Source organism: Sodalis sp. RH20, assembly GCF_047324205.1.
Classification (GTDB): domain Bacteria; phylum Pseudomonadota; class Gammaproteobacteria; order Enterobacterales; family Enterobacteriaceae; genus Acerihabitans.
Genome location: NZ_CP178733.1, coordinates 243,211 through 255,007 on the forward strand (window position 1 = coordinate 243,211; position 11,797 = coordinate 255,007).

Below are 11,797 nucleotides of genomic sequence, written 5' to 3' on the forward strand. Positions count from 1 at the left end.
CGGCGATGAATGGAACGATCACAACCTGGTTTAAAGATAAAGGTTTTGGATTTATCAAAGATGAAAACGGCGATAACCGTTATTTTCATGTGATTAAGGTCGCCAACCCTGAGCTGATTAAAAAAGATGCGGCGGTGACCTTCGAACCCACCACGAATAACAAGGGGTTATCGGCTTATGCCGTGAAAGTCGCACCGGAAAGCAAATACATCTATATCGCAGGCGAGCGTCTTAAGCTTACGTCGATCAAGTCTTACCTGGTTTACAGCGAAGAAGTGCCTGCCGAGACCCGCATTGATAAAGAAAATGCGGTGCTGTCCGTAGGGGTGCTGATGAGTAGCATCCGGCCGAAATCAGCCACGAAGCCTGGCGACATGCGCTCGCTGAAAAAACTGGCGATCACCACCTTCCAGGGAACGACGTTAATTTTCTCGGAAGATGAGATAGACGTGGATGCCACGGTAAAATTGCTCAAGGTCTGAAATAATTCGGACCGACCCCATGCCTCGACGAGCCGGCGGATAACGCCTGGCGTGTGTCCGTACCGCCGCCTTTCCCCCCCGGAACATTTCCATCTCCTGCCGCGGGAGGGAAAGACCTATGCCATTGGCGGCAGGAGAGAAAACGCTTCACAACATATCCAGACGATTTAGCGGCTCGCGCTGATCCCGAAGGATGCAACCCGGGTTGCGTTTCTTCTGATGCCTGTGCCGCGAAGCGGCGCGCAGGCCGCTATCCTGAAAGGGAACATTTGTCTGGGGAGAAAATGCGGCGGCGCCTCCTTACCCATGTCAACCCGCTGTATACCTGGCCATAGCAGCGGGTGTGATCAGCATTACATAAACCGGTCCGCGCCGCCGGACGCTTCCACGGTGTGCCCGGTAACGAACTGATTGCGTGCGGAAAGCAAAAACGCGGCGATAACGGCGATATCCTCCGGGCGTCCGAAACGCCCGACGGGGGTTCTTTCCTTACCGAGAATGTCCATGATGTCCTCATCGGTTTTACCGGCCAGTTCCGGACGGCGCTCGCGAACGTTGGGCAGCATGTTGTTTGCCCAGTTTTCCGTCGCGACCGCGCCAACGCCAATGGCATTGACCAGAATGCCCATCGGCGCGACATCCAGCGCCAAACTGCGGGTCAAATTATTAATGGCCGCACTCAGGGCATGGGAAACGGTTAGCGGCGGGTTGGGATACAGCCCTCCGATGGAGGAGATATTCACGATACGTCCCCACCGGCGCCGTTGCATACCCGGGATCACCTCGCGGCAAAAACGGCGCATGGCGGTAAATTTGGTGGCGGTCATCGCCTCCCAGTCTTCCTCCGTGGTGGTCAGCAGCGTGCCGGCATGGGCCCGGCCCGCATTATTGACCAGTAAATCAATGCCGGCAAACCGCTGCTCCGCCAGGCGGACTGCCTCGCGGGGAAACGCGGCATCGGTCACGTCGCCCGCCAGCGGCAGCGTGGAGACGCCATAACGCCGCGCCAGCCTGTCGGCGGCGTCGTCCAGCCGCGATTGGGTCCTGGCCACCATCACCAGATGCACGCCGTTTGCCGCCAGCTCTTCACAAATGCTGAAACCGATACCGGTGCTGGCGCCTGTCACCAGCGCCACTTTGTCTTTGAGATCCAAATCCATTACGGGCTCCTGCTGTTTAATTAGGGGGTCATCAGGTATAACGCATTTCATGCCCGGATGCTTGCTCACTGAAATCCAGACGTCTGAAATAAACGGCCATAGCGCGTATTCCGGCTGCGCTGTTATGCCGCGGGTTTTCAGGATCACTGTGGCAGGAGGGGGCAATGCATTCTATACCCGACGCGCTTTCCTCCGGTTGTGCGCTGCTACCGGCTGTCACCTGTTGCCGCGTGGTGACGGGACATGTCCGCCGTTTTGCGGGCGGTCCAGTTAAGAGAATTTAAAACTGCTCCAGCATAAATTCCAGAAACGCACGTACGGCAGGGTTTGAACGACGACTTTCATGCCAGACTGCCGAAATATTATGCCGTTCTACAGAAAAATCCGTCAGAACGGGAATTAACTCCTGGCGCCTTACCAAAGAAGCCGCCATAAAACTTGTCGCCATTCCTATTCCGGCACCGGCAGCGACTGCCGCTATAACGGCTTCGCTTGCATCAACGATGACAGTAGAGGACGGCACGATTTCGATCTCCCGCTCGCCAACCCGGAACGGCCAGCGAAAAATCCGCCCCGTATTTTGGTAACGCAGATTGACCGTTTTATGCCCTATGAGATCATTAGGGTGTTTTGGCGGGGCGCATTTGGCCAAATAATCAGGCGAAGCATAACAACCCATCTGATAGGGCGAAAGGCGACGCGACAGGAGATTTGAATCCGCGAGGTCGCCGAGCCGGATGGCAATATCAATGCTTTCGTCAACGATACTGATCACGCGATCGCTTAACCGTAAGTCAATCGTCACTTTTGGATGCAGGGCGCAGAATGGCGCAAGCGCAGGGGCGATCATATGGAGGCCTATCGGCAACGATGCCGCAATGCGTAATGTTCCCGCGGGCTCTGCCCGCGTACGCATGGCTACCTGCTCGAGCTCCTCGGCATCGCGCAACAACCGTAAAGCCCTCTCGTGCAGTTCGCGGCCTTCAGCAGTCAAAACCAGCGAGCGTGTGGTGCGGGTGAATAAAGTGACGCCAAGACGCTGTTCCAGTCGCTGGATGCTCTTACTTATCGCTGAAGGTGAAACGGATAGCGAGCGCGCAGCGGCGGTATAGCTGCCAAGCGCTCCCGCGCGAGCGAATGCGATAAGACCGGTGAGTCTTTCAAAACCTATTTGTTCCTTCATGGCAACATTAAAGCGAAATCCAGCCCCATTATCAATCATCATTATTAGTCATATTATCTGGCAACTGAATCCCCATTAGAGTGAGCTTGTGATGACTGAAATGATGAAAGCAGTACGACTGCACGCGTTTGGTGGTCCAGAGAACCTTAAATATGAAGATGCACCCCGGCCAACGATGGGATGTACGGAAGTGCTTGTTCGGGTGTATGCGGTCAGTCTCAACCCGCCAGACTGGTATCTGCGTGACGGTTATCGGGCGTTGCCGCCTGAATGGTGGCCCCATCCCCACTTTCCGCTCATCCTGGGCACGGATATATCCGGTGTAGTCGTAGCGGTCGGCAAAAATGTTTCCGGATTCAGCATTGGCGATGAAGTCTATTCCATGGTGCGTTTTCCTGAAAGAGCCATGGAAGGCAGCGGTGCCTATGCCGACTACGTGAGCGTTCCTGCATCAGAGCTGGCGTTAAAACCTCAGAACATCGAACATGTCCAGGCCGCGGGTGCGCCGATGTCACTGCTCACGGCCTGGCAGTTCCTTGTCGAACTGGGGCATGACGCGCCTAATCCGTTTCAATCATTCAAACATACACCTGTTCCTCTAAAAGGCCGGACAGTAGTGGTCAACGGCGCCGGAGGAGGCGTAGGACACCTTGCGGTGCAGATTGCCAAGTGGAAAGGCGCGCGAGTGATTGCAGTCGCTTCTTCCCGCAATGAGGCGCTTTTACGCGATCTCGGTGCGGATGAGTTTATCGACTACACCAAAATAGCTCCCGAGACCGTAGTAAAAAATGCCGATCTTGTCATTGATACTTCAGGTGGAACGCGCGTTGAGCGCTTTTTGAGCAGCATCAAGCAAGGCGGGGCAATGTTTCTTGTTAATCCTTTGCATTTTTCCGGGCAGAAGGAGGCCGCCGAAAGAGGAATTACGGTGTCAACAACGCAAGTGCGTTCCAGTGGCGCGCAACTCTCAGCGGCGGGTAGCCTTCTGGAAACGGGAATTATCAGGGTCGTCATTGATAGCACCTACCCTTTACAAATGGCTTCAGCTGCACATAAGCGTGCTTTATCAGGCAGTATCCAGGGCAAAATTGTGCTTACACACTTTTGATTATCTTATCCCACTTCGCCATGTGTTGAGGCCGGCTGGACTGCAGGATAAGAAAAGTAAAATGCTCATTATTTCCGGTTATTTTTACCTTGAGCCTTCGGTTCTGGGGCAGGTTATGGCCGAACTTACATGATTGTCTAATGCTGTGCGACGGCGCGAAGGAACAAGGCCAAAGGCGACGTCAACGTCGTCCGTTCCCGGTTAAACGTGCTTTCATGGGAATAAGGGGGCTTCAGCGAAAATCTCTGTAGGTGTAAACAAGATTGGCCCCGCTAGAGGCCATATCAATCAATTCCTCGCAATTTCCTTGCGGGCCAACTCCGCAAGAAACGCCGAACGGTTTTTGTAATGCCCGTTTGTCTCAATATAACGGTCGATGGCCGTAATGAGATTGCCGGGCATAGTGAGATTAAATTTAACGGCTTTGGTTTCGTACTTTGTCGGATCGAGCTCAACAAAGCCTAGGAAGCCGTCATCCTCTGACAGGCGATCATCGTGAATATAGGCTGAGGGATCAGTAGGGGCGGGAACGTGCTCGCCGCGCTCTGTTAGGGCTTCAGCATGTATACCGAATGCTTTTTCTGCGTCGCGAACGGCTTCTTCCAATGTATCTCCGGCAAAAAAACAACCGGGAATATCGGGGAAATAACCGTCATATTCACCGCTTTTAGTTCCGAAAATGAAAACTGGATAGATCATTAAGTACCTCGCATGACTTACTATACTAAGGGTGAAAGCGCTATTAAAGGCAGCTTGCGCCGTCCTTTCTGTTAAATGACCTTTAGCCCCGAAATCTTCTTTACTTGTCTTAGAACTCCTTTTGAGATTTCTTTCCTTGGGTGGGGAAGGGTGATGATTTCCCTTACTCCCTCCTTTTCAAGCGTGATATGACTGCTTGCTTTTTGTTTCCTTGCTATCCATCCATCATTTATCAATAGCTTGATTAACTTAGCGCTTTCCATCCTGACTCCATTTTGTCCCTCTGTGGGTATAGTACCCACAGAAAAAATATGAGTCAATATGATAGTGGGTATAATAACCACTTTTAACAATACTGCCTCCGGGTGGCCATTCCTTGTTGGACTATCTGTTAAATCTAACAATCAGCCACCATAGTCCCGCACCTACCTCGACAATATTGTGGCTTGAAATTTCTTCTGGGGTTTGGGTCACTAATCCGGGATCAGGGTCAGTCAGGTGGTTAGGCGATTGCGGCTCATTTCTGAGATAGGGCTGAAACTGTAAGCACACCGGTTTTAGTCCCACACACTTTTTGAGATTTCCGGATTTTCAGCCATCAGCCGGTACTCTTCCGGCGTCAGGTTATTCAGCGATTCATGAGGCCGCTCGCTGTTATATTCAGTCAGTCAGCACTCTGTGATTTCCCGTACTTCATTCAGTGTCCTGAACAGATAAAAATCCAGTATTTCTGTCCGGTACGTCCGGTTCGACCGTTCGATAAACGCATTCTGTGTCCGCTTGCCCGGCCTGATAAATTCCAGTATCACGCCATGTTCTTCCGCCCATTGCGCCAGCGATATCAGTTCCGGACCGTTATCCATCCGCAGTTTCAGCGGATATCCGCGATTTGCCACTATCCGATCCAGCACTCTAACGACGCGCTTATCCCATCATGGCCTTGCTGCCAAAAGCAGCTGACTTGCGAGAGGCCGGATACATTAACGCAAACAGCTTTTATCATCGTATGCTTGCAAAACGGGGGCGAACCATACATTTTTTCGATGACATCTTTTAACGCCCGGTTTTCCAGACTGAGATCGGCAAACATCTGTTTCAGGCTACGGTTTTCATCCTCAAGATCTTTCATCTTTTTGATATTAGAGGCTTCCATGCCGCCAAACTTCGCTTTCCAATTGTAGTAGCTGGCTTCAGCGATACCGGCTTCGCGGCAGACATCTTTAACGCTGCGTCTGGCTTCGACTGAGTTCAGAACGGCGATGATCTGGTGTTCGGTGAATCGGGCTTTACGCATGGCGATCTCCTCTCGGGACATAATCAGTATGCCGGAAGCTCTCTAAAGGTGAATGGTCCGTTTGGCAGGGATACTTACAGTATCTGGCTGGTTGCCGGCCACACTGATATGAGAAAGGGATTCCAGGGCCTCGCCGCCAAAGTCGTATCCGCCCTCCGGGAAGATCCGTTGTCCGGCCATGTCTTCGTCTTCCGGGGCAAACGCGGCAATTGGGTACCGGAGGCTAAACCGCGTTCCAACCGTGTAATAGCCGTTGTTTTGGTTCACATTCGCTCAGCGATTTGCGCTTGGGCGAGGCCGGCTTTTTTGCGTGCGGCCAACCGCTCATCAAGTAGGGCGCATTCCCGATCCGGTTTTTCGTATTCAGCCTTGAATTCCGGTTGCCCCATCCACTCAGTGACCATTTCGTCATGGGTTTTGGTTGGCGGCAGGCGTTTAGCGTTCATATGTTATCTCTTTCAATCTGGCTTCAGCGCCGGGGGAATCTGCATTTTCAACGTAATGCATTGGTATAAATGGATTAAGTTGCAATTCAGATTTTAGGATATACCTAAACGTATACCAATGCGGAAAAGTGATGGGATTATGTGGTCAGATTTTGAACCGTTGTTCCAGCACATGCCACCCGGTTATAGCCAGGCTTTAGCGGCGTTATAAACTTCCGAGCGGTCGCGTTTGCCCACGGCCAGCACCAGCACAATCACCTGTTCATCGATCGCCTGGTAAACCAACCGATACCCGGCAGACCTGAGCTTGATTTTATAACAATCAGGCATGCCGCTGAGCCGATTGGCGGGAATATGGGGATTGACCAAAATCTCTTTTAACTTCTTTTTGAACTGCTCCCGTAACGGCGCGCCCAGTTTTTTAAACTCCTTAAGAGCATGCTCTTCAAACTCCAACTCATAGCTCATCCAGCTTGACCTTAACGCGCTTACCTTTCATCCGTGAACGGGCGATCTTGCCAAGCTCGATATCTTCCTGATAATCCACCATGGCTTCCCATGTTTCCGGTGAAATGTAGTAACCGGAGATATGTCCGTTGGTCAACACTGCCACCGGTTGGCCGTGGGCCTCTTTCAGGGCGCCATTAGGTGACTTTTTAAAATCGCTGATACTCACCGACACATTGGCAAGGATAGGTTGTACCGACATAACGAGTCCTTTTTAGTATGATATTTGATACTAAATTTAGCACTAAGTTAAAAGGGTAGCAACAGTGTTACGTGGGTCCCACGCGGAAAGATTGACGTAATACTGTTCAGTCTTTTCATTTTTTATTAATATATAACATAGTGTTAAGTAATCAGGGGTGATGGATATATTTGTGGGCGGGGAGGCCTATCTGAAAGGTGATGCTAAACCGTTCAAAAAATATTTGATGCTCATGAGAAAGCCATAAAACGACGAAATAAAATAGCCCTGGCATGGGTCACACAACGGGTGTGAATCATGAATAGGAATAACTAAAACTTTGAGTTTTATTGTTTCTTGCGGGTGATTACACGGCAAGAAATTGTCCCTCTATGGGGCAACCGGGCAATGGTAAGGGGCATCTCTCCCGGAACAAGATTGGTTGCATGCCAAGGTGTGGCCTTATCAGCTGGTTTGCTTTACATCCGTTACTAGCCTGTCGCCATTTTGCCGCCAATCCAAAAGAGAAAGGGTCGCGCTTGCGCGCAACCCTTTGTTTTTATTGGTGGAGCTGGGGGGATTTGAACCCCCGTCCGGAATTATTACATCCTCGGTACTACATGCTTAGTCCAATCATTACATTCGCCAGTTAGCTGCGGATGGACACGCTACTAACAAACTAGCCTGATTAGATTTGACGCTTTGACCCCAGGCAGGATCTCTACGCGAGCTCTTTTGGGTTTGACCTCTCTTGATCCCCGTCCTAAGAGCGGAGGCTAGGGAGAGAGGGAACCATCAGTGGTTTAGACTGATTAAGCTGCTAAAGCAGCGGGTTCGTATTGCGAGTCGTTTGCAATTATTTTTTTTGAGGCTGTTTAACGAGGCCTACCTCACCTCGGCATGCACCTTGGGTTTCACAAATCCCGTCGAATCCAGAATCAGCCCCAAGTTGTTAATTTCATTATAGCAAAAATTCAATAGCGCGGCAAATCTTAACGGTTGGCGTTCTTCATAATGCGTGCTTTATCGACTTGCCATTCGCGGGATTTGACATCCTCACGCTTATCGAAATCTTTTTTACCCTTGGCGACGCCAATCTTGACCTTGGTCCAGGCGTTTTTCCAGTACAGCGACAGGGCGACCACGGTGTAGCCCTCGCGGTTCACCCGGCCGAACAGCGAGCTTAACTCACGCTTGTTGAGCAGAAGTTTACGCGTGCGCATAGGGTCGCATACCACATGCGACGAGGCGGCCATAAGCGGCTGGAAGGTGGCGCCAAATAAGAAGGCTTCGCCATCTTTAAGCAGCACATAGCTATCGCTGATGTTGGCCTTGCCGGCACGGAGCGATTTGACTTCCCATCCCTGCAACGCGAGTCCGGCTTCGAACTCTTCCTCGATGAAATATTCATGTCGGGCGCGCTTGTTTTGCGCAATGGTGGCTGAACCGGGTTTGTAAGCTTTTTTCTTTGTCATGATACTAAATATTATACAGTTTTATGGGCGGGAATAAAATGCTTTCCTTACGTTACCTTGCGGTATTGATGCTTTTTAAGACAAACGGGCGCCAACACTTTTTGTCTCAAGACAGATAAATGATAATATTAAGCAATGATCGTCAAGACAGGAACCCTTATGCCTCATATCAGTCGTTCCGCGTTAGTGCCCTACAGCGCGGAGCAAATGTTTGCCTTGGTCAATGATATTCGCGCTTATCCGGAGTTTATTCCCGGATGCACCGGCAGCCGCGTGCTGGCCAAGGAAGGAAACGAACTGACCGCCGAGATGGATGTTTCCAAAGCGGGCATCAGCAAAACATTCAGGACCCGTAATGTCATCACCGACAACGAAAGCATCGTAATGCGCCTGGTGGAAGGGCCGTTCCGCTCGTTTGCCGGCGACTGGCGTTTTACCACGCTGAGTCCCGAGGCGTGCAAGGTCGAATTCGAAATGAGCTTTGAGTTTAAGAACCGGCTAATCGAGCTGGCGTTCGGGCCAATTTTTAAAGAGATGGCGAATAACATGGTCCAGGCATTCACCCAGCGGGCAAAAGAGGTTTACCGTGCCGCCTGAAGCTGCGGATATCCGCGTGGAAGTGGTGTATGCGCTGCCTGAGCGGCAATACCTGCGGCAGTTGGTGCTGGCTGCGGGCAGTACGCTTGAGCAGGCGATACAGGCCTCGGGCCTTCTGGCAATACGGCACGATATCGATCTGGACAAGAATAAGGTCGGTATCTTTAGTCGCCCGGCCAAATTAAGCGATCGGCTCAATGACGGCGATCGCGTGGAAATTTACCGCCCGCTGCTGATTGATCCCAAGGAGCTGCGCCGCCAGCGCGCGGAACGCACAAAAAAGTAGAGGGTGCGCGGGACGACGGGGGCCGGCAGTGTAGGTAATATACCCCAGGCGCCCGGCCCGTTGCCCTCTCAAGCGTGTTAACTTCGCATTGCCCCGTTTTACCGCTGTGCCGCCTGCGCTGGGATTACTTCGCCAGGCGTTGCCGCTTCGCTTCAGTTCGGCTTTTTACCGCTGATTTACCCGCGCGGGGTATCCAATGACGGCCGGTTATCGATATTGGTCAGGGTGCCGGTGTTGTTAAAGGTCAGGGTAAGCGTTTGTTGCGTGACAGGCTGATGACCGGGCTGGCGGCGGAACACATAAAACCAGGTACTGCTGCCGAACGGATCCTGCATCATTGGCGTGCCCAGGATATACGCCACCTGCTGCTTGGTCATGCCGGTATGAATTTTAGCTACGTCAGTTGCTGTCAGATAGTTTCCCTGGTTAATGTCCGGGCGGTAGACCAATCTTTCAAGCGTGGAGCAACCGGCGGTTAACATCAGGAGAACGACGGCAGCAGCGGTCAACGTCTTACAGCTCATAATAATCACATTCCTTTTAGGCATAGGATGCCGATGATAATAGACCTTGCCGACATTGGGAACCTCTACAAGGCCCATCTATGACCACGGGAACGTAAAAAAGTTAGCCTTTTCTAAGCTGCGAGCAGTTCTTTAGCGTTTGCCAGCGTATTTTTGGTGACCTCGCTCCCGCCCAACAGGCGCGCCAGCTCTTGCAGGCGGGCTTTTTTGTCCAGGGCGATCATTTGGGTTTCGGTCTCGTTACCGTCGGTATTTTTGCTGACAAAAAAGTGATGGTGACCGGAGCCCGCAACCTGGGGCAAGTGGGTTACGCACATCACCTGGGTGGATTCGCCCAGCCGACGCAGCATTTTACCCACAATTGCGGCGGTGGGGCCACTAATGCCCACATCCACTTCATCAAAAATCAGCGCCGGGGTATCCATCTTGCGGGCGGTAATCACCTGTATCGCCAGGCCGATGCGCGATAATTCGCCGCCGGAGGCCACTTTCGCCAACGGCTGCAAGGGCTGGCCGGGGTTGGTGGTGACCAGGAATTCGATACGATCCGCCCCTTCGGCGCTCAGCTGTTCGGCATCGAAATGCGTTGTGATTTCCAACCTGCCGTGCGGCAGGGACAGCTCGCGGATACTGCGGGTAATCAGGGCGGAAAGTTCAGTGGCATGATGCACGCGTTTTTCATGCAGCCGCCGCGCGGTTTGCACCGCCTGGAGGTGGTGCTGCGCCACTGTCTCGACCAGCGCCTGGGCGTCGGTGTCGTGCTGCTCCAGCAACTGTTGTTCTTGCAGCAACTGCTGATAAAACAGCGGCAGGTCTTCCGGTTTCACATGATGCTTGCGCGCCAGGGAGATCTGGCGGGACAGCCGCTGTTCCAGCTCATACAGCCGCGCCGGGTCCAGGTCGAGCCGATCGCCGTAATGGCGCAGCTCCTCCGCGGCCTCGGTCAGCTGGATTGAGGCTTCTTCCAGCAGATCCATTACCGGGGAAAGCGCGCCGTCCATGCCCACCAGTTCGCCTACCCGCTGCTGGACGGCGTACAGCTGGCCAAGCAGGGTCTGGTCCTCGCCCTCGCTGAGCATCTCAAGCGCCTGGCGGGTGGTGGTGATCAACTGGCCGCTGTTGGCCAGCCGCTTGTATTCCTGATCGATTTGCTCGAATTCGCCGTCCGCCGGGATAAAATCGTTCAGCTCCTTTAACTGGTACTGCAATAATTCGCGCCTGGCCTCGCGCTCCGAGGCGTGCTGGCGGAACGCGGCCAGATCCAGGCAGCTCTGGTGCCATTGCCGATAAGCGCCGGCCATGGATTGCCGCAGCGCTTGTTCATCCGCATAGGCGTCGAGCAGCTGTTTTTGATAGTCGGGACGCAGCAGCAACTGGTGGGCATGCTGGCCGTGGATCTGGATCAGGTGATGGCCCAGCTCGCGCAACTGCGATAAGGGCGCCGGCATGCCGTTGATAAACCCCCGCGAGCGCCCGTCATGGCCGACCACGCGCCGCAGCAGGCATTCATTGCCGTTATCCAGCTCATTGTCCGCCAGCCACCGCGCTGCCAGCGGGGCGTCGCCGAGGGCGAAACGCGCGCAGATATCCGCCCTGGGGGCGCCGGGGCGCACCATGCCTGCGTCGGAACGGCTGCCGAGGCACAAACCGAGGGCATCGATGGCAATGGATTTGCCCGCCCCGGTTTCGCCGGTGATAACGCTCATTCCCGATTGAAAATCAATCGTCAACTCGCGCACGATCGCAAAGTTAGCAATGGTCAGTTGAGCCAGCATGATACGTTTCCTGTATATAAAAACACAGCTGTGGTTAAACACAGTATAAACTGGTTTTATATACAGTAAAGAAACGAATG

The 11,797-nt window shown here is 52.9% G+C and carries 14 protein-coding genes, 1 other RNA gene and 2 pseudogenes; 5 read left to right on the forward strand and 12 right to left on the reverse strand.

All coding sequences use genetic code 11. The annotated features are described in order from the left end of the window. Positions 1–5 precede the first annotated feature (5 nt). Positions 6–482, forward strand: coding sequence for a cold-shock protein (locus tag ACL2XM_RS01145; protein ID WP_413732152.1), 477 nt, complete (start codon positions 6–8; stop codon positions 480–482). Positions 483–835: 353 nt separating this feature from the next. Here the strand turns inward: ACL2XM_RS01145 and ACL2XM_RS01150 are convergent, their stop codons facing one another. Continuing rightward, a complete protein-coding gene (locus ACL2XM_RS01150) occupies positions 836–1,642 on the reverse strand; it encodes an SDR family NAD(P)-dependent oxidoreductase (RefSeq protein WP_413721208.1) in 807 nt (268 codons plus the stop codon). Between the two features lie 280 nt (positions 1,643–1,922). Continuing rightward, positions 1,923–2,825: a LysR family transcriptional regulator gene (locus ACL2XM_RS01155; RefSeq protein WP_413728749.1), complete on the reverse strand. Its 903-nt coding sequence runs from the start codon at positions 2,823–2,825 to the stop codon at positions 1,923–1,925. A gap of 91 nt (positions 2,826–2,916) precedes the next feature. Here ACL2XM_RS01155 and ACL2XM_RS01160 point away from each other — a divergent pair, with 91 nt between their 5' ends. Beyond that, the gene (locus tag ACL2XM_RS01160) at positions 2,917–3,933 is read left to right on the forward strand and encodes an NADP-dependent oxidoreductase (protein WP_413732153.1); all 1,017 of its coding nucleotides are present in this window, start codon (positions 2,917–2,919) and stop codon (positions 3,931–3,933) included. A gap of 288 nt (positions 3,934–4,221) precedes the next feature. Here the strand turns inward: ACL2XM_RS01160 and ACL2XM_RS01165 are convergent, their stop codons facing one another. From ACL2XM_RS01165 to ACL2XM_RS01175, 3 genes and pseudogenes are all read right to left on the reverse strand, one after another. Then, positions 4,222–4,632 carry a type II toxin-antitoxin system HicB family antitoxin gene (locus tag ACL2XM_RS01165; protein ID WP_410013959.1) on the reverse strand — a complete coding sequence of 137 codons (411 nt, stop codon included), beginning with the start codon at positions 4,630–4,632 and terminating at the stop codon, positions 4,222–4,224. A gap of 71 nt (positions 4,633–4,703) precedes the next feature. Continuing rightward, positions 4,704–4,895 carry a type II toxin-antitoxin system HicA family toxin gene (locus tag ACL2XM_RS01170; RefSeq protein WP_413729639.1) on the reverse strand — a complete coding sequence of 64 codons (192 nt, stop codon included), beginning with the start codon at positions 4,893–4,895 and terminating at the stop codon, positions 4,704–4,706. A 294-nt stretch (positions 4,896–5,189) separates the two neighbouring features. Beyond that, positions 5,190–5,926: pseudogene (locus ACL2XM_RS01175) on the reverse strand (transposase). A 108-nt stretch (positions 5,927–6,034) separates the two neighbouring features. Here ACL2XM_RS01175 and tnpB point away from each other — a divergent pair. Next, a pseudogene (gene tnpB / locus ACL2XM_RS01180) lies at positions 6,035–6,142 on the forward strand (IS66 family insertion sequence element accessory protein TnpB); the annotation flags it as partial. A gap of 47 nt (positions 6,143–6,189) precedes the next feature. Here tnpB and ACL2XM_RS01185 read toward each other — a convergent pair. The 5 genes from ACL2XM_RS01185 to smpB form a co-directional block, all read right to left on the reverse strand. Beyond that, complete coding sequence (locus tag ACL2XM_RS01185; protein WP_410016824.1) at positions 6,190–6,372, reverse strand: hypothetical protein; 183 nt, start codon at positions 6,370–6,372, stop codon at positions 6,190–6,192. A 183-nt stretch (positions 6,373–6,555) separates the two neighbouring features. Next, entirely contained in the window at positions 6,556–6,840 is a 285-nt protein-coding gene (locus ACL2XM_RS01190) for a type II toxin-antitoxin system RelE family toxin (protein ID WP_413729641.1), read from the reverse strand. Further along, entirely contained in the window at positions 6,830–7,081 is a 252-nt protein-coding gene (locus ACL2XM_RS01195) for a prevent-host-death protein (RefSeq protein WP_410013962.1), read from the reverse strand. The genes ACL2XM_RS01190 and ACL2XM_RS01195 overlap by 11 nt, the downstream gene beginning before the upstream one ends. A gap of 542 nt (positions 7,082–7,623) precedes the next feature. Then, positions 7,624–8,006, reverse strand: a transfer-messenger RNA (tmRNA) gene (ssrA, locus tag ACL2XM_RS01200). Between the two features lie 46 nt (positions 8,007–8,052). After that, positions 8,053–8,535: an SsrA-binding protein SmpB gene (gene smpB / locus ACL2XM_RS01205; protein WP_410013963.1), complete on the reverse strand. Its 483-nt coding sequence runs from the start codon at positions 8,533–8,535 to the stop codon at positions 8,053–8,055. 159 nt (positions 8,536–8,694) lie between these two features. Here smpB and ACL2XM_RS01210 point away from each other — a divergent pair, with 159 nt between their 5' ends. Beyond that, complete coding sequence (locus ACL2XM_RS01210) at positions 8,695–9,132, forward strand: SRPBCC family protein (protein ID WP_413721195.1); 438 nt, start codon at positions 8,695–8,697, stop codon at positions 9,130–9,132. Continuing rightward, positions 9,122–9,418, forward strand: a complete 297-nt coding sequence (locus ACL2XM_RS01215) for an RnfH family protein (RefSeq protein WP_413721194.1) — start codon at positions 9,122–9,124, stop codon at positions 9,416–9,418. Before ACL2XM_RS01210 ends, ACL2XM_RS01215 begins: the two co-directional genes overlap by 11 nt. A 176-nt stretch (positions 9,419–9,594) precedes the next feature. Here the strand turns inward: ACL2XM_RS01215 and bamE are convergent, their stop codons facing one another. Beyond that, positions 9,595–9,942: an outer membrane protein assembly factor BamE gene (gene bamE / locus ACL2XM_RS01220; protein WP_410013965.1), complete on the reverse strand. Its 348-nt coding sequence runs from the start codon at positions 9,940–9,942 to the stop codon at positions 9,595–9,597. A 113-nt stretch (positions 9,943–10,055) separates the two neighbouring features. Then, positions 10,056–11,717: a DNA repair protein RecN gene (gene recN / locus ACL2XM_RS01225; RefSeq protein WP_410013966.1), complete on the reverse strand. Its 1,662-nt coding sequence runs from the start codon at positions 11,715–11,717 to the stop codon at positions 10,056–10,058. Between the last annotated feature and the right edge of the window lie 80 nt (positions 11,718–11,797).

Coding starts and splice junctions, on each gene's coding strand:
- ACL2XM_RS01170 (WP_413729639.1), bottom strand. CDS start 4,895: ATGGAAAGCGCTAAGTTAATCAAGCTATTGATAAATGATGGATGGATA.
- ACL2XM_RS01150 (WP_413721208.1), bottom strand. CDS start 1,642: ATGGATTTGGATCTCAAAGACAAAGTGGCGCTGGTGACAGGCGCCAGC.
- ACL2XM_RS01155 (WP_413728749.1), bottom strand. CDS start 2,825: ATGAAGGAACAAATAGGTTTTGAAAGACTCACCGGTCTTATCGCATTC.
- bamE (WP_410013965.1), bottom strand. CDS start 9,942: ATGAGCTGTAAGACGTTGACCGCTGCTGCCGTCGTTCTCCTGATGTTA.
- ACL2XM_RS01165 (WP_410013959.1), bottom strand. CDS start 4,632: ATGATCTATCCAGTTTTCATTTTCGGAACTAAAAGCGGTGAATATGAC.
- ACL2XM_RS01145 (WP_413732152.1), top strand. CDS start 6: ATGAATGGAACGATCACAACCTGGTTTAAAGATAAAGGTTTTGGATTT.
- ACL2XM_RS01210 (WP_413721195.1), top strand. CDS start 8,695: ATGCCTCATATCAGTCGTTCCGCGTTAGTGCCCTACAGCGCGGAGCAA.
- smpB (WP_410013963.1), bottom strand. CDS start 8,535: ATGACAAAGAAAAAAGCTTACAAACCCGGTTCAGCCACCATTGCGCAA.
- recN (WP_410013966.1), bottom strand. CDS start 11,717: ATGCTGGCTCAACTGACCATTGCTAACTTTGCGATCGTGCGCGAGTTG.
- ACL2XM_RS01190 (WP_413729641.1), bottom strand. CDS start 6,840: ATGAGCTATGAGTTGGAGTTTGAAGAGCATGCTCTTAAGGAGTTTAAA.
- ACL2XM_RS01185 (WP_410016824.1), bottom strand. CDS start 6,372: ATGAACGCTAAACGCCTGCCGCCAACCAAAACCCATGACGAAATGGTC.
- ACL2XM_RS01195 (WP_410013962.1), bottom strand. CDS start 7,081: ATGTCGGTACAACCTATCCTTGCCAATGTGTCGGTGAGTATCAGCGAT.
- ACL2XM_RS01160 (WP_413732153.1), top strand. CDS start 2,917: ATGACTGAAATGATGAAAGCAGTACGACTGCACGCGTTTGGTGGTCCA.